19 protein-coding genes are annotated in these 20,455 nt (G+C 69.0%); 13 read left to right on the top strand and 6 right to left on the bottom strand.

What is annotated here, in order from left to right:
• Nucleotides 1–9 precede the first annotated feature (9 nt).
• From Q0654_RS20775 to Q0654_RS20765, 3 genes are all read right to left on the bottom strand, one after another.
• Nucleotides 10–786: a hypothetical protein gene (locus Q0654_RS20775; protein WP_298856978.1), complete on the bottom strand. Its 777-nt coding sequence runs from the start codon at nt 784–786 to the stop codon at nt 10–12.
• Between the two features lie 26 nt (nt 787–812).
• Entirely contained in the window at nt 813–1,298 is a 486-nt protein-coding gene (locus Q0654_RS20770; RefSeq protein WP_298856974.1) for a hypothetical protein, read from the bottom strand.
• A gap of 277 nt (nt 1,299–1,575) precedes the next feature.
• Complete coding sequence (locus Q0654_RS20765) at nt 1,576–1,944, bottom strand: hypothetical protein (protein WP_298856972.1); 369 nt, start codon at nt 1,942–1,944, stop codon at nt 1,576–1,578.
• A 251-nt stretch (nt 1,945–2,195) separates the two neighbouring features.
• On the opposite strand from Q0654_RS20765, the gene mutS reads away from it, so the two are divergent.
• The 7 genes from mutS (at nt 2,196) to Q0654_RS20730 (ending at nt 9,275) form a co-directional block, all read left to right on the top strand.
• The gene (gene mutS / locus Q0654_RS20760; protein WP_298856970.1) at nt 2,196–4,778 is read left to right on the top strand and encodes a DNA mismatch repair protein MutS; all 2,583 of its coding nucleotides are present in this window, start codon (nt 2,196–2,198) and stop codon (nt 4,776–4,778) included.
• A 4-nt stretch (nt 4,779–4,782) separates the two neighbouring features.
• Complete coding sequence (locus Q0654_RS20755) at nt 4,783–5,196, top strand: VOC family protein (protein WP_298856967.1); 414 nt, start codon at nt 4,783–4,785, stop codon at nt 5,194–5,196.
• A 168-nt stretch (nt 5,197–5,364) separates the two neighbouring features.
• Nucleotides 5,365–6,645, top strand: coding sequence for a GGDEF domain-containing protein (locus Q0654_RS20750; protein WP_298856966.1), 1,281 nt, complete (start codon nt 5,365–5,367; stop codon nt 6,643–6,645).
• A 121-nt stretch (nt 6,646–6,766) separates the two neighbouring features.
• On the top strand, nt 6,767–7,642 hold the full coding sequence (locus Q0654_RS20745) for an ABC transporter substrate-binding protein (protein ID WP_298856964.1): 876 nt from the start codon (nt 6,767–6,769) through the stop codon (nt 7,640–7,642).
• 76 nt (nt 7,643–7,718) lie between these two features.
• The gene (locus Q0654_RS20740; protein ID WP_298856962.1) at nt 7,719–8,000 is read left to right on the top strand and encodes a hypothetical protein; all 282 of its coding nucleotides are present in this window, start codon (nt 7,719–7,721) and stop codon (nt 7,998–8,000) included.
• A 266-nt stretch (nt 8,001–8,266) separates the two neighbouring features.
• A complete protein-coding gene (locus Q0654_RS20735; protein ID WP_298856960.1) occupies nt 8,267–8,743 on the top strand; it encodes an energy transducer TonB in 477 nt (158 codons plus the stop codon).
• Nucleotides 8,744–8,876: 133 nt separating this feature from the next.
• Nucleotides 8,877–9,275, top strand: coding sequence for a hypothetical protein (locus tag Q0654_RS20730; RefSeq protein WP_298856958.1), 399 nt, complete (start codon nt 8,877–8,879; stop codon nt 9,273–9,275).
• Between the two features lie 78 nt (nt 9,276–9,353).
• On the opposite strand, the gene Q0654_RS20725 is transcribed toward Q0654_RS20730, so the two are convergent.
• Nucleotides 9,354–9,836, bottom strand: coding sequence for a DUF1456 family protein (locus Q0654_RS20725; protein ID WP_298856956.1), 483 nt, complete (start codon nt 9,834–9,836; stop codon nt 9,354–9,356).
• A gap of 309 nt (nt 9,837–10,145) precedes the next feature.
• Entirely contained in the window at nt 10,146–12,107 is a 1,962-nt protein-coding gene (locus tag Q0654_RS20720) for a choice-of-anchor J domain-containing protein (protein WP_298856954.1), read from the bottom strand.
• Nucleotides 12,108–12,711: 604 nt separating this feature from the next.
• Between Q0654_RS20720 and Q0654_RS20715 the strand changes: the two genes are divergently transcribed.
• The 5 genes from Q0654_RS20715 to Q0654_RS20695 all read left to right on the top strand — a co-directional run bounded on the left by Q0654_RS20715 (nt 12,712) and on the right by Q0654_RS20695 (nt 18,796).
• Nucleotides 12,712–14,610 (top strand): tetratricopeptide repeat protein, encoded by a 1,899-nt coding sequence (locus Q0654_RS20715; RefSeq protein WP_298856952.1) that lies wholly within the window; start codon nt 12,712–12,714, stop codon nt 14,608–14,610.
• Nucleotides 14,607–16,400 carry a poly-beta-1,6-N-acetyl-D-glucosamine N-deacetylase PgaB gene (gene pgaB / locus Q0654_RS20710; RefSeq protein ID WP_298856950.1) on the top strand — a complete coding sequence of 598 codons (1,794 nt, stop codon included), beginning with the start codon at nt 14,607–14,609 and terminating at the stop codon, nt 16,398–16,400. Before Q0654_RS20715 ends, pgaB begins: the two co-directional genes overlap by 4 nt.
• Nucleotides 16,397–17,659 carry a poly-beta-1,6-N-acetyl-D-glucosamine synthase gene (gene pgaC / locus Q0654_RS20705; protein ID WP_298856948.1) on the top strand — a complete coding sequence of 421 codons (1,263 nt, stop codon included), beginning with the start codon at nt 16,397–16,399 and terminating at the stop codon, nt 17,657–17,659. The genes pgaB and pgaC overlap by 4 nt, the downstream gene beginning before the upstream one ends.
• Nucleotides 17,656–18,207, top strand: a complete 552-nt coding sequence (gene pgaD / locus Q0654_RS20700; RefSeq protein WP_298856946.1) for a poly-beta-1,6-N-acetyl-D-glucosamine biosynthesis protein PgaD — start codon at nt 17,656–17,658, stop codon at nt 18,205–18,207. The genes pgaC and pgaD overlap by 4 nt, the downstream gene beginning before the upstream one ends.
• A gap of 211 nt (nt 18,208–18,418) precedes the next feature.
• Nucleotides 18,419–18,796 (top strand): PH domain-containing protein, encoded by a 378-nt coding sequence (locus tag Q0654_RS20695; protein WP_298856943.1) that lies wholly within the window; start codon nt 18,419–18,421, stop codon nt 18,794–18,796.
• A 59-nt stretch (nt 18,797–18,855) separates the two neighbouring features.
• On the opposite strand, the gene Q0654_RS20690 is transcribed toward Q0654_RS20695, so the two are convergent.
• Nucleotides 18,856–19,698, bottom strand: a complete 843-nt coding sequence (locus tag Q0654_RS20690) for an AraC family transcriptional regulator (protein WP_298856940.1) — start codon at nt 19,696–19,698, stop codon at nt 18,856–18,858.
• Between the two features lie 112 nt (nt 19,699–19,810).
• Between Q0654_RS20690 and Q0654_RS20685 the strand changes: the two genes are divergently transcribed.
• Complete coding sequence (locus Q0654_RS20685; protein ID WP_298856938.1) at nt 19,811–20,368, top strand: carboxymuconolactone decarboxylase family protein; 558 nt, start codon at nt 19,811–19,813, stop codon at nt 20,366–20,368.
• The last annotated feature ends 87 nt before the right edge of the window (nt 20,369–20,455 follow it).

Genomic DNA, 20,455 nt, shown 5'->3' with positions numbered 1-20,455 from the left:
GTGGGTGTCTCAGATGCGCGAGCACGTCGCGAACAGCCGCAGTTGCGCGTAAGGACCGCGATTGAGTATCGAGACCTGCCAGCGCCAGTGACCGTCGAGAAAGGTTGGCAGCGACTCAAGGATCTGCAGCTCCCGGTTTGCCGGGCGGCCCGATGAGTCGCGCTGCAGCTGCTCGATGCCGCCGCCCAGCACCACCTCGTCCGCTCGACAGGTCACCCGGGCTGTGATGGCGCGCAGATTGTCCAGTTCGAAATCCGTGCTCACCCGACGCCAGTTGTTGAGGAGATCGGTCACGCAGATGACATTCCCGTAGTTGCCCACCGCCCGCACCGCGTTCCCCGCACCGCAGTCAGTCGCCTGCACCTGGGCGCTGGGCCCGCGTGGCCCCTGCGGCCCCGTCGGCCCACGCGGGCCCACCGGACCGCGATTTCCACTCAGGGCACGAGCGGCGAATGGCGCGCCGAGGACGGCTTGCCGGGGCCGCAGGGCCGTTCCGTCAACCCGCACCTCCAGCCAGCGCTGCTGTCCCTGCAGGGCGTCGGGAAAGCTGAGGTCGATGGCCAGAAGGCCGTCCACGATGGGCCAGTCCGGCGCATGGAAGGTCGCACCGATCTGTGCACCTCCGGAGGCACGATCAAACAGGGCGAACTCGAGGCTTCGTGTTCCGTTCACCGGAGCCTCGTCCAAGCGCAATTCACCCTGGTATCTGAAGGGGGGCTGGGCCCAGGCATCCTGGACAACCACGGCGGTACAGCACAACAGCAAGCGCAACAACCACGGGTTCATGGGCGAAGTTCCTTGGCGCGCGCCGATCACGGTTGCGCGCAGGTGGCGAAGCCACGCAGGGACGCGGGCGTCCCGGTGTTGTAGACCGCGAGCTGCCAGGCCCACAGCCCGTCGACGAAGGTCGGGAAGGACTCGATGACGCGGACCTCGAAACCGAAGTCGCTACCGCGCTGCAGTTGTTCGATGCCCCCGCCGAGGACGACCTCGCCGGGCTGACATGCCACCCTGCGCTGCTCGACGGCGAGGTTGCCGACCATGAAGTCCGTGCTCATGCGCCGCCAATCGCTGATGCCGCGGTCGCGACAGCCGGCCGAGAAGTTGGACAAGGTGCCGATGACCTGGTTCGACGCGCAGCTCCGGTTGGGCAACAGGCCGGGCTCACCGGGCGGGCCGAAGCCGCCCTGGGGGCCTTGCTCGCCCGGCGGCCCTTCAAGGCCCCACTGCGCGGACTGTGCGATGGGAGCCGCGACGATCTGCTGCCGCGGCAGCACGGGTATGCCGTCGACGCGCACTTCGATCCACAGGGGGACGGACGAGGCGCGTTGGAAAACCTGAGCTCGATGGTAAACAGGCCATCGATCACCGGCCACGCTGGGGCGTTGATCGGCGAGCCGAGCCAGACCCCTCCGCTGGCGGCGCTGACCAGCTGGAACGAGAGATCGCGCGCGCCGTTCACCGGTTGGCCGTTCTGGCTCAGCTGGCCCTGGTAGGTGAAGTGCGGCGTCTGGGCTTGGGCCGCGACATGGAACGCAGCGACGAGCAGCGCGAAGGTGAAGACGCGGCGCATCGTCATGGTCCTTCGAAGCCGTCGCGAAACACCCCGTCGCCGGGCACATCGCGCAGGGGCCAGATGAAGCCGGCGTCCAGCGTGTAGCCGCCGCCGCTGGACGGCCCAGGGGCGGGCTGGCCGGCCGTGCCGGAAAGCTCGTAGTCCCCGCCGCTGGCGCGCGAGGTGCCGCCGGAGTGGATGGCATGGCGCTCGATCACGTAGCCGCCGGTCTCGGGCGTGGATGCGGGCGCAGGCGGAATCGTGGCGAGCAATGCGGTGGCGATGACGACCGCGCGGAACCGACGCCGCCCGACGCGCGCGGCGCGTTGCCGGGACACGGACATGAGCGACGGCACGCACGCGCCGGCCGCGGGGGCAGTGAGCTTCACGGCACAACCTCCTGAAGGGGACAGCCACGACCGCGGCTTGCGGACGTGGTCGCATGTGGAAGCGGAGAACGAAGACGAATCCCTTAAGGGAGGTTCGAACGACTTCTTCCCGGGGGCGTCCGGACTCCGCGGGCTGGGTACGTGGCCGGTTGCGCTGCCCCCCGACGAGGCGCCGACCTCCTGGCTGCGCGGCGGGGGGCTCGCGCTCGCCTTGCTAGACTTCGCGGCCCGCAGCGCCCCGCCGGTTCCGGATGTCGAACGTCGATCTCTCCCAGCACACCCCGCTGATGCGCCAGTTCTTCGCTGCCAAGGCAGAGCACCCGGACGTGCTGCTGTTCTTCCGCATGGGCGACTTCTACGAGCTGTTCTACGACGACGCCCGCGAGGCCGCGCGCCTGCTCGACATCACGCTGACCCAGCGCGGCAGCTCGGGCGGCGCACCGATCCCGATGGCCGGCGTGCCGGTGCACGCCTACGAGGGCTATCTGGCGCGACTGGTGGCGCTCGGCGAATCGGTGGCGATCTGCGAGCAGATCGGTGATCCGGCACTCGCCAAGGGCCTCGTCGAACGCAAGGTGGTGCGCATCGTCACGCCGGGCACGGTCACCGATGAAGCCCTGCTGCAGGAGCGCCGCGACACCCTGTTGATGGCGGTGGCGCGCGGCCGCAAGGCCATCGGCCTGGCCTGGGCCGATCTCGCCGGCGGCCGCTTCAGGGTCACCGAAGTCGCCGATGAAGAGGCCCTGCTCAGTGAGATCGCGCGGCTGGAACCGGCCGAACTCTTGATCCCCGACGAGGACGGCTGGCCGGAGGCGTTGAACGCACGCACCGGCGCGCGCCGGCGCGCGCCCTGGCTGTTCGACGGCGAATCCGCACAGCGCGCGCTGTGCCGCTTCTTCGGCACCAGGGATCTGGAAGGCTTCGGCGTGCAGACGATGCACGCCGCCGTCGCCGCCGCCGGCGCCCTGCTCGGCTATGTCGAGGAAACCCAGAAGCAGAGCCTGCCGCATCTGCAGAGCCTTGCAGCGGAATCCTCGGACGAGACCATCGCGATGAACGCGGCCACGCGTCGGCATCTCGAGCTCGACCAGCACGCCGAAGGGCGGATGCAGCACACCCTGCTGGGCGTGCTCGATTCGACCTGCACGCCGATGGGTGGGCGCCTGCTGCGGCGCTGGCTGCATCGGCCGCTGCGCGACCACGGCATTCTGCGCGCACGCCACGACGCGGTCGGCCTGCTGATCGACACTGGCGCGCATGAGCCGCTGCGCGAGGCCCTGCGCGGCTTCGGCGACGTCGAGCGCATCCTCACCCGCATCGCGCTGAGATCCGCGCGCCCGCGCGATCTGTCGACCCTGCGCGACGCCCTGCGCGCGGCCCCTGCCCTGCGCGACCTGCTGGCGCCGCTGGATGCGCCGCGGCTCAATGCGCTGGCCGCCGAACTCGGCGAGCACGGCGCCGTGACCGACTTGCTGGTGCGCGCGATCCTGCCGCAGCCGCCGGTGCTGATGCGCGACGGCGGCGTGCTCTGCGATGGCTTCGACGCCGAGCTCGACCGCCTGCGCCAGCTCAGCACGAATGCCGACCAGTTCCTGCTCGATCTGGAAGCCCGCGAGCGCGAGGCCAGCGGCATCGCCACGCTCAAGGTCGGCTACAACCGCGTGCACGGCTACTACATCGAGATCAGCAAGGCCCAGGCCGAGCGCGCGCCGACGCACTACACGCGCCGGCAGACGCTGAGCAATGCCGAGCGCTACATCACCGAGGAACTGAAGGCCTTCGAGGACCAGGTATTGAGCGCCCGCGAACGCGCGCTGCAGCGCGAGCGCGCGCTGTGGGAGGAGCTGCTGGACTCGCTGAACGCCGAGCTGGCGCCGCTGAAGCGCTTCGCCGAAGCGGTCTGCGAGATCGATGTGCTCTGCGGCTTCGCCGATCGCGCCCGCGCGCTCGACTGGAACCGGCCGGAGCTGGTCGACGAGCCGGGCATCACGATCACCCGCGGCCGCCATCCGGTGGTCGAGTCGGTGCTGGAGTCGCCGTTCGAGCCCAACGATCTGGCCCTGCATCCGGATCGGCGCATGCTGGTGATCACCGGCCCCAACATGGGCGGCAAGTCCACCTACATGCGCCAGGCCGCGCTGATCGTGCTGCTCGCCCATATCGGCAGTTTCGTTCCGGCGGAGGCCGCGCGGCTGGGACCGATCGATCGCATCCTCACCCGCATCGGCGCCGGCGACGACCTCGCCAAGGGCCAGTCGACCTTCATGGTCGAGATGACCGAGACCGCCAGCATCCTGCACAGCGCAACATCCCACAGCCTGGTGCTGATGGACGAGATCGGCCGCGGCACCTCGACCTTCGACGGCCTCGCACTCGCCCGCGCCTGCGCCATCGCGCTGGCGAAGAACAACCGTGCCTACACGCTGTTCGCGACCCACTACTTCGAGCTGACCAGCCTGCCCAGCGAAGTGCCCGGCATCGCCAACGTGCACCTTGATGCGGTCGAGCACGGTGAACGCCTGTACTTCATGCACACGGTCAAGGACGGCCCGGCCAACCGCAGTTTCGGCTTGCAGGTCGCTGCACTCGCAGGCTTGCCGAAGCCGGTGGTGGCGCAGGCGCGCAGGTTCCTCGCCGAACTCGAACGCGGCGGCAGCACCACGCCGCAGCCGCAGCTGTCGCTGTTCGATGCGCCGCCGGTGTCGTCCGCCGGGCCGGTCTCCGATGAGGCGGCAGAAGCGCTGAAGGCCGCGCTGGGCGAGATCGATCCGGACAGCCTGAGCCCACGCGAAGCCCATGCCGCGCTCTATCGGCTGCGCGAGCTGCTGGGCTAGCGCCATGCCCATCACCGGCCTCAGCCACCTCACCTTCGTCGTGCGCGATCTCGAACGCAGCGCGCGGCTGTGGGTCGAGGGTCTGGGTGCCGAGCAGGTCTACGACAGCGGTGATCAGTTCCACTCGCGCTCGCCGGAGAAGTACTTTCTGCTGGGCGGCGTGTGGATCGCGCTGATGCAGGGCGAGCCCGGCTCGCGCAGCTACCGCCACGCTGCCTTCGAAGTCGGCGCCGACGAACTGCCGGCCTTCGAGTCACGGCTGCGCGCACTGGGCGCCGAAGTGCAGGCGCCGCGCCCGCGCATCGAGGGCGAAGGCGTCTCGCTGTACTTCCATGACTACGACGACAACCTGCTGGAGCTGCATTGCGGCAGCCTGCAGAGTCGGTTGCTGGCGTATGCCGGGGGCGACCCGACTTGAGTCGGTGCCGGGTTGGCGAAGAAACCGCGCGCGCCGACTGAACAGCTGCCCCCCTGCAAGCGTAGTCCTTCGCCACAAGAGTGGGGGCCACACCGGTTTGCGGCATGCCGTTTGCACGGCAGTTTCCCGCGGGGGCCCGACCGGGTACGCCTCGCCCGCGAGGAGGCCATGAAGCTGCTGTTGAAGATCGAGTCGCTGCTTATCCTGCTGGTGCTGCTGTCGCTTGCCCTGCTCGCGGCGGGCCCCAGCCTGCTGCGCACGCGACTGCTGATCCAGCCCGGCGGCGGCTATGTGACAGCCGTCCGCGATGATGCCGAGATCGGCGGCGACAGCGTGGTCGAGCCGCTGTCATCCCCCGACTTCAGCTGGCGCTGCGAGCTGCGTAGCGTTACGGCCTACCCCTTCTGCGGCTTCGAGATCCTGCTCGGTCGCGATCGAACGGGCGGACTCGACCTGAGCCGCTACGACCGTCTGCGCATGCACCTTCGATACGAAGGGCCGGCTCGCACCTTGCGTCTGTTCCTGCGCAACTTCGATCCCCGTTACAGCCGAAGCGAGGATCCGCTGTCGACCAAGTTCAACCAGGTCGAGTTCAGCGCCGGCGAAGCGCGGCTGGATGTGGACATGCGCGACTTCTACGTCGCCAACTGGTGGATGAGCGCCTATGGCATAGCCCCTCAGCTGGGCCATCCGCAATTCGACAACGTGGTGAGCATCGAATTGCAGACCGGCACCGTGCCGGCACTGGGCGAGCACCGCTTCCAACTGCAGGCGATCGAACTGGAGGGCCAGCGCGTCTCCACGGAGCAGCTGTATCTCGGCCTCGTGCTGGGATGGCTGAGCCTGATCGTCGGCTGGATTGTGCATCGCCTGCTGGGCCTCAAGCGCGAGCTCAGGCTGCGCAGGCGGCGAGAGGAGGAACTGCTGCAGATCAACGCCCTGCTGGATGCCCGCGGGCGCCAGTTGGAGACCAAGGCGCAGACGGATCCGCTCACGGGCGCACTGAACCGGAACGGCCTGGAGCAAGGCATCCGAGAGGCGCTTTCGGATCGCCAAGGGCCGCTTTCCTTGATCCTGCTGGATATCGACCACTTCAAACGCATCAACGACATGCGCGGCCACAATGCAGGCGACCGCGTGCTGAGCGCGCTCGCCCAACGCGTGCAGGAACGCATCCGCGACAGCGACCGGCTGGCTCGATGGGGCGGCGAGGAGTTCGTGCTGCTCTGCCGCGGCAGCGATCTGCGGCAGGCAGCCGGCCTCGCCGAGAAGCTGCGTGGCCTGATCGAAGCCGAGCCCTTCGAGTGCGACCTCACGGTCACCGCGAGTTTTGGCGTCGCCACCCTTCGGCCCGACCAGACCTTGGAGCAGCTGTTCAATGCCGCCGACGAGGCGCTTTACCGCGCCAAGCGCAGCGGACGCAATCGCGTGGAGCTGGCAACCGGCTGAACCCGACGAGCTGCACCAGAGTTCGCCGACGGGCTTCTGGGGCTCGATGTCGCGCGACGCGTTTGGACAGGCAGCGCGGATCGGCGATCATCGCCCCCCTGTCACCGCTCCGGATCCGTGCATGAAGCTGCGGCTCGCCCTCGAATGGTTCTTGAACCCCGACCATCTGCCTTTGATCGCCGGCATCACCGAGGGCTGGTATCGCGAGGCTGGCCTTGAGGTCGAGCTGCTGCAGCCGGACGACCATTACGACGGCCTCGCCGCAGTCGCTGCCGGCGAGGTCGCGCTGGCCTGCAACGAGCCCCTGCACATGATCGATGCGCGCCGGCCCGGCCTGCGCGCCTTGGGCTGCTTCTTCGAGACCGAGGGCGGCATCCTGCTGCATGCCTCGAGCGCGCGAAGGCTGTTGGCCGGTGAGCCCATCCGTCTTGCATCGCCAGTGGCCGGCGGCATCACCGACACGATCGCCCGCGAGATCCTGAAGGGCTGGGCCGCGAAGCAGGGCGTGAGCCTCGACCCGGCAAGTATCGCCATCGAGAGCGCCGGCTTCATGCACCTTGAGAACCTGCAGGCCGGCTTTGACGGCGCCTGGCTGTGCTTCGCCAACTTCGAGGGCGTGGAGGCACGCGCCGCCGGCCTCGACCATGAGTTCGTCACCGCTGCAATGGGCGATTTCCCCAACTTCAGCGCGCTGGAGCTGTTCACCCACGCCGGCTTCCTGCGTGAGCACGCCGATCTGCTGGAGCGCCTGCGCGGGATCATCAGCCGCGGCGCGAAGGCCTGCATCGACGACCCGGCGTTCGCCGCGCGCAGCTGGTACGCCTACAGCGGCAGCACGCCCGAGCCGCTGATGGACGCGATCCTGCGCGACACCTGCCCGCGCCTGGTCGCCCCCCTGGTGCGCGACAGCGCGCGCTGGCGGCGCATGTGGGCGGAGTTCGAGGCGCGCGGACTGTCGGCGGTGGATGCCGAGGGCTTCGCCGAGCTGTATGCCTGAGCCGCCGCCCCACAGCGCTGTCGACCGCCTTGACTGGGCTGACACGGCGCTGCGCAACCAGGCCCTGGCGCTTGCCATGGCGTGGGGTCCGGAGTGGCTGCAGCCGATCCAGGGCCGGCTGGCCGCCGCTCATCCCAATCTCGACGCCAGCCAGCGCGATGCGCTGGACGTGCTCGCGCGGCAGACGATTGGCGCAGGCAGGGAGGCGTTGCTCGACCTGCTGCGTGATCAGCGGGACGACTTGGCTCTGCCCTCGATCGAGGCCTTCAGCGCCTCGCTGGGCCCAAGCTTCGCTTGGCTGGACGCCACACAGCTCTCGCGGCTCTACAGCCAGTCGATCTACTACCTTCGCAAGTAGCCGGACTTCGCAACTGGCAGTACCCGGCGGCGCTGGCTACTTCCTGCCCAGCGTTCGGCAAGTGACTGCCGGCAAAGGGGCTGCGCAGCGCGCCCACAGGGCTGCGCACAGGGTTTTCCACAGGCGGTGTGGACAAGCTCACCTTCGCCGCGCGTCGGCCGCATCGCCTCCAACCCCTTTTCGGATGCAGCTGCGTAGCAGCCTCCGCCGGGTTCACCGGCACCGCGCGCCCGCGCGGCCTTCAGGCATCCAAGGAGATCGACACCATGTTCATGACCGGCATTCCTGTGCGTACCGCCATTTTCCTGTCAGCTTTCGCGCTGGGCCTGTGTTGCTCTCGCGCAAGCGAGGCCGGAAGCAACAGCTTCGTCGCAGCCTTCAACGCTGAGCTGGCGCAGCGCGACATCTGCGCCAGCGAGGACTGCGACACCGCTCCGCGCTTGCTTTCGGGCACCGAGCCGCAGTACCCGACTGCCGATCTGTGGCGACGCACGCAGGGCCATGTGGTGCTGGAGTTCGAGGTGCTGACGGATGGCAGCGTGTCCAAGCCCCGGGTTCGCTGGTCCAACTCGCAGTCGATGCGCGACAGCGCGCTGCGCGCCATGGCCGGCTGGCAATTCGCGCCGGCCGAACGCGAAGGCCACCCTGTCGCCCTGACCGTTCGTCAGAGCTTCCGCTTCAGGCTGGGCAGCCCTGCAAGCGCAAGCGCACAGGCCGCATCCGTGGAACGCGGTGCCTCCTGAACAAGGCGCCGGCCCTTGCAGCGTTGCCCGCTACGGCGGCACAGCAAGGGCGGATACCGGCGCGGGATTTGCGATGATGCAGGGGCGCGGCGGGTGCTCCCGCCGTGCCCCCTGCCTAGCCGATGGACGCCACATGCATCGCCGCCACCCCCACATCGGAACCGCCTGCTGTCTGCTTCTATTCGGCCTGCTCGGCGGCTGTGCGCGCCTCGATGCGGGGCAGACGCGCGAGGTCTCGGCGCCCGCGCCAGAACTGCAGGGCAGCACCGCAGTTACGCGTGCGGCCGAAGTGCTGGCTACGCTTGACGTGGCGGCGACGCACTGCCCGCAGATCCGCATCGACAGGCGCCAGCGCGAGCGCATCCTGACGGCCGCAGGGCGCGAGGAAAACGCCCTGCGCGAGGACGAGGCCTATCTGCGTCAGCTGCTGACGCTGAATCCGCTGATCGAGGGCTACGAGCACGACACCGGCTGCCGCCTGCTCACCCGCAGTCGCGAGGCCGATGCGCCGGGCCTGATGCGCATGGATTGAGTCGCGAGAGGTGCGACTTTCCGCGCGCACACGCACTCGCGCGCCACCCGCCCTCGACAGACGCGCAGCAGCGGCCGCTCAGCCGCCTTCGCCTTCGGGCCGCACCCGCTGGGTCAGGCCGCGCAGGAAATTGCGCAGCAGCTGATCGCCGCAGACGCGATAGTTCTTGTGGCTGCGATCGCGGAACAGGGCGTTGAGCTCGGGCTTGCCAAGTTCGATTCCGACCGACTCGAAGATCGCGTGCATGTCGACATCCTTCAGCTCGAAGGCGACGCGCAGCTTCTTCAGCACGACGTTGTTGTTCATGTGCTTCTCGACCGGCCGTGGCGGCTTGCTTTCGTCGCGGCCGCGCAGATGCACGATCAGACCATCGAGGAAGTGCGCCAGCGTGCTGTCGCCGCATTCGCGGAAGCCGGGCTCGCCCTCCTTCTTGGTGAGCGCCTGCACTTCGGTCTTGTCGATCGGAAAGTCGGCGCGGACCCGCTGGATGATCTCGACCACCTTGGGGTCACTCAGGTCGAGCATGTAGCGGACGGCGCGCAGGGTGTCGTTGTTGATCACGGGCCTGGATCTGGGCTTGGGCAGGGGGGGCGATGCTACGCGCCTCAGGCAGCGAACGTACGCATTGTCGACTTGTTTCCTGCACTGGCGCCTCGCGACAGACCAGACAAGCCACCTGCCCGGCGCGGCGCTTCCCGATGACCACGACGCCGCGTGGAAGCCCGGGCCACAAAGCCCTGCCGGGCACGCGCGAAGGGCATTCACCGAAAGTGAAACGCCCGCCTCCGGTGAGAGAGGCGGGCGTTCAGGGCGCATCACGAGCCGGTCAGGCCGGACCCTTCAGCGAAGGGTCCGCCTGCTGCCAGTTGGTCAATGCGGGCGACGCAGCAATGCGAGGCCACCGAAGAGGCTCAGCGCCGCCAGCAGCAGGCCCAGCGCCCAAGGGCTGTCGACCGGCACGATGGCAGCCCGCGGCGAGGCGACGACGCCGGTCAGCGAGGCCGTCAGCGTCTGACCCGAGGCGGACACGGTCATGCTGCCGCTCTGGCTACCCGCGGCGGCGCCACTCATGCTCACGCCGATCGTGCACGAAGCCCCCGCAGCCAGCGCAAACGGGAGCGCACCGCAGGTGCCACCAGCACGCACGAAGGGACCGCTGAAGTTGATGCTGTCCAGCGTGCCCGGGCCGGCTCCACTGTTGGTGACCGTGATGAACTGCGGCGCCGAGTTGCCACCCAGGGTGACCTGACCCAGATTCAGCGAGCTCGCGCTGAGCGCAAAGGCCGGCGGGCTCGGGCACACCGTGCAGGTCCCCACCGGCGCCGGATCAAGGATCAGCTCCCAGCTGTTGAGCGTTCCGGTATCAAGAGCCGCCGAATCTGTGACGGTCAGGGTCCATACGCCGTTGGCGTTCTGGCCGGCGAGGCTGGAGAAGGCCTGAACTGGCCCAGCGGTGGCGACAGGCCACGCCGCGGCGGAGCCCGCCGCGTCGCAAGCGGATTCAGGATCGGGAGCACCGTCTTCGAACAGGACATTGATGTTGTTGTTGCTGCAGCCCGCTCCGGACGCCGGGACGCCGGGGCGGTCCAGCAGGGTCAGGGTCGTTCCGCCCGGGCTGGTCAGCCGGATGGCCACATCCCCCACCCAGGTGTGGGCCGCGTTCACGCGCACACGCACGCTGCTGATGGGACCGGGAACGCCGCTGACCGTCGCCGTGCTGCTGATGCCGGTGGCGTTGTTGTCGGGGATCGCGCCCGGCACGCCCGCATAGGCGATGGCAGCGGCCTGACCCACCGGACGCGTCACCGGGAAGCTGAAATTGCCCTCGGTGCTGGTGACGGCCAGCGAGAAGTTCAGCGTGCTGCTGCAGGCGACCGACTCGGCCACGCGCACCGTGTAGCTGGCACTGGCGCTGGCGCCGGCAGCGATATTGCCGTAGCTGCCGATGCCGTTGACGATGGTGACGCCGGGGCTGCTGCTGCTCAGCACGCCACCCACGCCAGTGAAGGCGCCGCCCGAGGCCTGCAGCGGCAGGCTCAGGGTGATCTGCTCACCGGGTTCGATGATGCCGTTCACGTTGCCCGGCAGGGACGCGCACGCATCGACGGCGCTCACCGTCCCCAGCGCCAGCGTCTGGCCGCCTTCGACAGCAACGACCGAGTCGATGCCGATGAAGTCCGAATTGCTGCCATCCGGGCCGGCATTTGCGACGAAGTAGCGGAAGGCAAGACGCCCCTGCGCCGGTGCGCCGGGGAAGCTGGTGATCGTGGTTTGCGCCCAGCCCGAGGTCGATACCGGATTCAGATCGGCGAGCTGCACCGTGAAGTCCGCCGGATTACTGCCGGTGTTGGTCACGTTCATCCGCACCTGGATGCGGTCGGGGAACGTGGAGCCGTCGGGCGAGCGCGCAAAGAAGCTGAAGGACTCCAGCGTCGCCAGCGGCAGCACCGGCGTGATCAGCCAGTTGTCGATCGTTCCCACACCCGCGGTGTTGTTGAAGTTGGCTCCGATATAGGCCGTCGGGGCACCTGCCTGCGAGGGAAACACGGCACTGTTGCCCTGGAACCAACCGGTCGTGCCCACCGGTACGGACAGGTTGTTCTGCACCCAGCCCGCCGCCGTGAGCGTGGTGATGTCGGCGAAGTCCTCGCTCAACACCACGGTGCCGCCGCCCAGCCTCTGGTTCAAACCGATACTCCATTCCGGCTTGCCGCCACTTGCCAGCTGTCCGGCCGACGCGGCCTGCCGAGCGCCGGTCTGAGCCAGCGCATTGCCGGCAGAACCGGCGAACATGACGACCGCGCAAGCAGTCGCAGCGAGAAGTCGCTTCATGCGTATTACCCCTTGATGAGTTGCGAATCACCCCTGTTGCGGCTCCGGATCCGTGTTCCCCGCAGATCGAGCGCAGCGCGTGAAGGCTACCCCACGCGCCGAACTTGATGCCGCCCACACTCCTGCAGCATGCCGCTTGCGTGCGGCCTCGAAGAGTGGAAACGCGAGGCATCCGGCAAGTCCATCCATGCCCAGGCGCGACTGATCAGCAACTTGCGTGGAAAAGCTCAAGTTGAATCTGCGTTGCAAATGTTTTCATTGGCGCGGTGGCGCCCGGACTCGCTTTGCCGATCCGGGGCCTGCAGGGTTTCAAAGCGCGCTGATCGCGCTACTCGCGTGACTCTCGTCACGATTGGCACGCAATCTGCTTGAAGGGCCGAAACCGCGCGCAGCTGTTCGGCCGCGCGCTGGCCTGCCTTTCTGGAGCTACGTGCAAGCGATGTCACCCCCCAGGTTCCATCCCAAGGCGAGGTTGCTGCTTGCCTTGGGAGTTGTCGGTGCATGCCTGACCGCGAAGGCGGCGGAGATTGACACCCAGCGTCACTCGCAAACGAATGTTACTGAACAATTGGAAAATGCGACTGAAGCGCGCAGACGCGGCGCCTTGCCGCGAGCGCTGGTCGCGTACGCCGAGGTCCTGCGCGCGCAGCCGGAGCACGCGGAAGCCTTGCGCGAGCGCGCGCTCACGCTGCAGCTGCAGGGCGCGGCGCTCGAAGCCTGGCGCCAGTACCGCGCGCATCCCGCGCTGTTCAGCCCTGCCGAAGCCCTGGGCTTCGAGCTGGACGCACGCGCGCGCCGCCTGAACTGGGCACAGCTCGAGGCCGACCCGCAGCGGCGTGAGGCGCTGCTGCTGGCGCTGCTTGCAGAGTACGGCGCACTGGAGTCGGGGCTGGCTGCAGCGGATGCCGGCGCCCTGCAGCGCCTGCGCAATGACCGCCTGCTGGTGCTGCAGCTGCTCGGCCGCCACGCCGAGGTGATCGCCCAGTTCGAGCGACGCGAAGAGCAGGACATCGCCCTGCCCGGCTGGCTGCGCCTGCCGGTCGCCGATTCCCTGATGGCCCAGCGCGATCCCGCGCGCGCGCAGGCCCTGCTGGAAGCCGTGCTGGCCGATGAGCCGGCCCAACCCACCGCCCATGTGCTGCTGGCCTATGCCTTGCTGGAGCAGGAGAAGCACGACGAGGCGCGAACCCTGCTCGCCGACTGGCGCAAGGCGCAGCCGCCCTTCGATCGAGAAGGCCGAGCGAACTGGGCGCACGCCAGCGTCGATCTCGACAGCATGCTGATCGAGAACTTCCGCGAACAGATCCATGCCGCACATGCGCGGATCGCCGAACTCAGCGATCTCTCCCCACTCGATGCCGGCCTGCTGGAAGCCCGCGCCGGCATCGAGCGCCGTCGCGGCTGGGCCGAGCAGGCGCTGCTCAGCGCGCGCATGGCGATCACCGAATCGCCCGACTGGGTGCTGCCGCGCGCCGCCGAAATCGAGGCCCTGCTGGATCTGCATCGCGTACGCGAGGCGCGCGCCAAGCTCGATGCCTTCATCGCCACGCACGGCGAACATCGCCAGGCCCAGGGCGTGCAGCAGCGCTGGCAGCGCCGACAGGGCGCGCAGTGGAACATCGAGGCCCTGCGCGCGCGGTCGACCCTGGTAGACCAAAACAGCGGCGGGCCGCTGGGCCCGGGCGGCAACGCCGAGTTCCGCGCGCTGGCGCACTGGCAGGGCCCGTTGCTGGACGACGCCTGGCGGATCGGCGCGCTGGCCGGGGTGCACTGGGCGGATTTCCAAGGACAGCGCATCGAGCGCGAACGCGCAGCACTGACCCTGAGCCGCCAGCAGGATCGGCTCGGATTCGGCCTGGAAGCCGGCCGCACGTTTGACGACTTCGTACGCGAGACCACCATGGGGGGCTGGCTGCGCTATCGCCACAGCGATATCTGGCGCAGCTCGGTCGCGCTGTGGCGGCACGCGCCCTTCGCCTCGCTGCAGGCGCGCGCCGCCGGCATCCGCGCCGACGGCATCCAGCTCGGCCTGTCCCGTAGCCCCGACGAGCGCAGCCGCAGCGGCTTGAGCCTGGAGCAGCTGCGCTACGAGGACGGCAATGTGCGAAGCAGCGCGTATCTCTCGCACCGCCAGCAGCTGCGCGCGCAGCCGCGCGGCGAGTGGTACACGCGCCTGGGCCTCGGTGCCGGCCGCGCCAGCCGCGAGGACGCGCCGTACTTCAATCCGCGCCGCGACGCCAGCGCCGACGCCGGCCTCACCCTCGACCGCGTGCTGACCCGCGAGTACAGCGAGGCCTGGCGCCTGCGCATCGATGTCGATGTCAGCCGCGGCTGGCAGGACGGCTACGGCAGCCACTGGACACCAGCCATCGAAGTGATGCCGCGCTGGCAGTGGCGCATCGGCCACGAGGCCAGCCTGGGCCTGCGCTGGAGCCGACCGGTCTATGACGGCCGCCGCGAGGAGCGCTGGGCGCTGGTGCTGCGCATCGGGGGTGGCGAATGAGCCGCCTGCTCCTGATCGTTCTGCTGCTGATGCTGTCGGCGCCGGCGGGCGCCGAGCTGCTGGTGCTGCGCTTTGCCGACGTGGTCGCCGAGTCCCGCCATGCGGGCTACGAGCGCCTGTCGCGCGAGCAGCTGACCGCGCGCCTGGACTGGCTGGCCCATCAGGGCTATCGGCCGGTCAGCCTGCAACAGGTGCTGGACGCCCGCAGCGGCAGTGCGCCCCTGCCTGAGCGCGCCCTGCTGCTCAGCTTCGACGGCGCGCATCGCTCGCTGGAAACCGAGGTCTGGCCGCTGCTGCGCGCCTTCGGCTGGCCGGCCGTGGCCGCGGTGCCGACGTCCCGCATCGGCATCGACAGCGATCGTCTCGACTGGGCCGCGCTGACGCGCATCGCCGAGGAAGGCTCGATCGAATTCATCAGCGCCGGTCACGCACTGGACACGCGCTGGCCGCAGGCTGAGGACACAGCGCCCCTGCCCGCGCGCGCCTGGCGCCGCTTCGACGGCAGTGCGCTGGAATCCACGGACGCGTACGCAGCGCGTATCGAGGCCGAGCTCAAGGCCAGCATCGACGCGCTGCAGGCGCAGCTGGGCAGCGCCCCGCGCGCCATCGCCTGGCCGCAGGGCGCCTGGTCACCGCAGGGCATGCGCCGGGCGGAAGCCTTGGGACTGACGCTCGGCTTCGACCTCTCGCATCCGCGGGCACAGGTCGATGCCCTGCCGGTGCTGGGTCGCCTCGATGTTGCCAGCGAGGCCAGCCTCGCCGACTTCGTCGCCGAGCTCGCGCCGCGCCGCCCGCGCGCCTTCCGCGCCGCGCAGGTCGATCTGGACTACGTCTACGACGCCGACCCGGCCCAGCTCGAACGCAATCTCGACGCGCTGGTCGCGCGCGTCGACGCGATCGCGCCCAGCCACGTCTGGCTGCAGGCCTTTGCCGACCCCGACGGCGACGGCGCCGCCGATGCGCTGTATTTCGGCAACCGTCATCTGCCGGTGCGCGCCGAGCTGTTTCCTCGCGTCGCCGAGCTGCTGCGTCGCAAGACCGGCGTGGCCGTGCATGCGTGGATGCCGGTGCTGGGCTGGCGCTGGCCCGAAGGCGCCGACGCGCCGCGCCGCATCGCGGCCTCGAATGCCGGCGAGATCCCGCGCCTCGACCCGACCGATCCGCGCGCGCTGCAGTACGTCGGCGAGCTCTACGCCGATCTCGCCGCGCGCGCGCCGATCGACGGCCTGCTGTTCCACGACGACGCCTTCCTGCGCGAGGACGAGTTGCGCGAGGCGCTGCCCGACGATACCCAGCGGGTGAGGGCGCTGATCGACTTCAGCCTTGGCCTGGAAGCCGCCGCCGAGGCCGAGCGCCCGCGTCTCGAAACCGCCCGCAACCTGTACGCGCGACCGCTGCTTGAGCCCGCGAGCCGCGCCTGGTTCGCCCAGGATCACGCCTCGATGCTGGGCGCTTACGACCGCGTTGCGCTGATGGCGATGCCGCGCATGGAAGGCGCCGCCGACGCGCGCGCCTGGCTGCTCGATCTGGCAGCGGCCGTCGAAGCCGCTGACCCCGGCTTCGAGCGCACCGTGTTCGTGCTGCAGGCCCGCGACTGGACTGCGGATCAGGCGATCGGCGAGGCCGAGCTGATCGACCAGGCGCGGCAGCTGCGCGCCCGCGGCGTGCGCCACCTCGCCTACTACCCGGACGACTTCATTGGCGGCCAGCCCAGCCTGCGCGCCGCCCGCGCGGCGGCGAGCGCGCGCCGCTTCCCCTACCTGCGCGATGCCGAGGGGAGCAGGCCATGAGCTGGCTGCAGAACCCCGAATTCCTGAGCCTGTTCTTCGGCTTCGCTTTCTACTATCCGGCCACCATGTCGGTGGTCTGGATGTGCGGCGGGCTGTACTACTTCCTGCGCCGCGAGCGCCACGAGCCGCCGCGCCACCAGCCGCCGGAGATGAAGGAGTACCCCTTCGCGACCCTGCTGGTGCCCTGCCACAACGAGGGCCCGAACTGCGAGGACACGATCTCCGCGCTCGCCGCGCAGATCTATCCGGACTTCGAGATCATCGCGATCAACGACGGCTCGACCGACGACACCGCGGAACATCTGAACCGCCTGACCGCGCGCTTCCCGCGTCTGCGCGTGATCCATCTGAGCCGCAACCTCGGCAAGGCCAACGCCCTGCGCATGGGCACGCTGGCCGCACGCGGCGAGTACCTGATCTGCGTCGACGGCGACGCCATGCTCGATCCCTGGGCGACCCGCTGGATGGTCTGGCACCTGGCCTCGGGTCCGCGTGTCGGCGCGGTCACCGGCAACCCGCGCATCCGCAACCGCAGCACCCTGCTGGGGCGCCTGCAGGTGGGCGAGTTCAGCTCGATCATCGGCATGATCAAGCGCGCCCAGCGCGTCTACGGCCGCATCTTCACCCTCTCGGGCGTGATCGCCGGTTTCCGCAAGACGGCGCTGGAGCGCATCGGTTTCTGGAACGAAACCATGATCACCGAGGACATCGACATCAGCTGGCGCCTGCAGCTGGATCACTGGGACATCCGTTACGAGCCGAACGCACTGTGCTGGATCCTGATGCCGGAAACCTACAAAGGGCTGTGGAAGCAGCGTCTGCGCTGGGCCCAGGGCGGCGTCGAGGTGCTGATGAAGCACGCCGGCAACCTGCTCAGCTGGAAGAAACGGCGCATGTGGGGCGTGCTCGCCGAGTACTTCTTCAGCGTGATCTGGGCCTACGTGATGCTCGGCATCCTGATCCTGTGGGCGCTGGGCCTGGTGTTCCCGATGCCGCCGGCGCTGTACGTCGACAGCATCCTGCCGCGCTGGCACGGCATGGTGCTGGCGCTGATCTGCATGAGCCAGTTCGCGGTGTCGATGATCATCGACCGCCGCTACGAGGCCGGCGTCGGCCGCAACTACTTCTGGATGGTCTGGTACCCGATCGCCTACTGGCTGCTGAGCCTGTTCACGACGGTGGTAGCGGTGCCCAAGACCCTGTTTCGCGGCAAGCCCAAGCGCGCCACCTGGGTCAGCCCCGATCGAGGCGTGCAATGAGTTCGCAAATGCAGCCCCTGAACCCCGCCGCGCAGATCGCGGCCTCGGCCCACCAGGCCAAGCCCAGCGGCCCCTTGATCGTGGTGCCCGAGAAGGTCGGCTGGCGCGAGCGCACGCTCTCGCACCTGCTCACGGGTGCGGCCTGGGCCGCGTACTTCTGGCTGATCGCACCGCTGCTGACCACCGTGGCCTGGGCGCTGGGCCTGCGCTACGCCTGGCTTGAACTGACCGCGCCGCTGCTGACCGGCGAGGGCATGCCCGGCCTGTTGCTTCCCATCCTTGCCGGCAGCGGCGTGCTCGTGCTGCTGCTGTGGGCAGAGTTCAACCGCTGGCGCTTCACCGGCGTCGAGCGCCGCCGCACCACCGACCCCGTCACCGACGACATCGTGGCCACCGCACTGGGCGCACCGCTGTCCCTGCCGCAGGAACTGCGCGCGAGCTTCGAGAAGCTGCCGGTGGTGGTGCTGCAGATGAACGAACAGGCCGAGCCCGAGGGCTTCGTCGCCACGCTTGAGCCGCCGAAGCCGCTGCGCAGAATCATGAAGTAGGTCGACAGGGCGGCCTCTGGCACACCGACAGGCGTATAGGGTGGGCCCCGGCCCACGGAGCGCAGCAACTGGCCCTGACAGGACCCGCTGCCGAATGCTCTCGCAGTCGCGCCTCGTTGATCACACGTGCCCGGCCAAGCGGATGGGCTATCAGCTGGCCCGACTTCGACAACCGCGGCACACTCGCGAGCCTCAAGCTCAGGAGGACGCCATGGGACTGCTCGACAGCATGCTGGGCAATGCATCGAAAATTGACGCGGCAAAGATCCAGCAGGAGTTCGCCAGCCTTCTGGCGCCGGGCGAGCGCGTCGAGCACGCCTATCAGCTGATCCGCGACTACTTCGTCTTCACCGACAAGCGCCTCGTATTGGTCGACAAGCAGGGCCTGACCGGCAGCAAGGTCGAGTACCACTCGATCCCCTACCGCAGCATCACCCACTTCAGCATAGAGACGGCCGGTACCTTCGACCTGGACGCGGAGCTCAAGATCTGGATCTCGGGGACGGCCGCGCCGATCCAGAAGCGCTTCAACAAGAAGCTCAGCATCTACGAGGTGCAGGCAGTGCTGGCCAGCTACGTGCTGCGGTAGGGCAGCAGCCTCGGCACTGAGTGCCGGCTACACATCGCCAGACGGCGCAGTGGAGCAACTCAGGCATCCGCAGCCGCCAGCGTCTCGGCTCGCAGCCAAGCCAAGGGCGAAACCCCAACCCGCGCACTGAATACCCGCGCCAGCGCGGACGCCGAACCATAGCCCACCTGCTGCGCCACCTGCCCCACCGGGCGGCCGCGGCGAAGCTCGGCCATCGCCAAACCCATTCGCCAGCCGGCGAGGTAGTCCATCGGTGTCTGGCCCACGACCTGCTGAAAATGCAGGGCAAATCGCGCGCGCGACATGCCGGCGCGCTCGGCGAGCCGCTGCAGCGTCCAGGCCTCCGCAGGCTGGGCGTGCATCGCCACCAGCGCCTTGGCCAGACGCGGATCGGCCAAGCCCGCCAAGACGCCCATGCGTGGCCCGCCGCTGCTCATGGCGATGCGCAGCAGGTGCAGCACCAGCAGCTCGCTCAAGCGATCCAGCGCTGCCGATCGCCCGCAGCGCTGCGCGAAGGCTTCGTCGAACAGCAGCTGCAGCAGGCCCGCCAGTGCCGGCGCTTCATCCAGCGCCAGCACCAGCGGGTTGGGCAGGGCCGCCGACAGTGGATCCGCCCCCGACTGACCGAAACTCACCGACGCACAGACGAGTTCGGCGGATTCGCCGGGCAGCGTCGCCAGGCGATGCGCGAGCGGGCGCGGATAGAAAGCCAGGCTCGGTCGATCCAAGCGCTGCAGGCAGTCGCCACGGCTGTCCTGCAGCTCGATCACGCCGGCTCGCAGCACATGCAGATGCCCCGAGCCGTCGGCGCTGTCGAACAGCTCGCTGCCGCAGATCAGGCCCGAATGGAAGACGCGGGCGCGCAGGGCGAACTGCTCCAGCAGATGGGCCAGACGGTCCATTCAAGACTCCAAGTATCGCATTCGAGACGCTTCGATCCCAAGGGTATCGAAGTTCCCGGGAGGATGTGCACCGTGGCCCCAGCGTCACGCACCCAATTCCAAGGAGACCGCAATGCCCCGCATCGCCCCGCTCGACCCGACCCAAGCCAGCCCCGCCACTGCCGAAGCCCTGTTCGGCGTGAAGACCAAGCTCGGCGGACTTCCGAACATCATTCTGACCCTGGCGCATTCGCCGACCGCCCTGCATGGCTATCTGGGTTTCGGCAGCCCGCAGGCGCAGGGACTGCTGGACGCGCGCCAGCGCGAGATCGTCGCGCTGGCCGTGGGCCAGGCCAACCGCTGCGGCTACTGCCTGGCCGCGCACACCGTGATCGGCCGCGGCGCCGGGCTGAACGCCGAGGCCATCGCCGCAGCGCGGGCCGGCCGAGGTCTGGAGCCGCGCGATGCCGCACTGGCGCGCCTCGCCCGGACGGTGGTCGAGAGCCGCGGCAACGTCGACGAGCGTGAGTTCGAGGCCTTCATCGGCGCCGGCTTCGGCGCGGGCGAAGCCATCGAAGTGGTGGCCCTGGTCGCACAGAACACGCTGACCAACTACGTCAACCACCTCGCAGGCACCGCCGTCGACTTCCCCGTCGTCGCCCTCGACCTGCCGAACTCAAAGGCTGCCTGAGCGCGCGCGCCCGAGGCAATCAGATCGCCCCGGGGCACGCTCCTCCCTGCACCGTGCGGCGCTACCGCGTCGCACGCATGCCCCCCA

The sequence above is a fragment of the uncultured Aquimonas sp. genome (assembly GCF_937888285.1).
Classification (GTDB): domain Bacteria; phylum Pseudomonadota; class Gammaproteobacteria; order Xanthomonadales; family Xanthomonadaceae; genus Aquimonas.
This window is presented reverse-complemented; position numbering and strand designations above follow the sequence as displayed.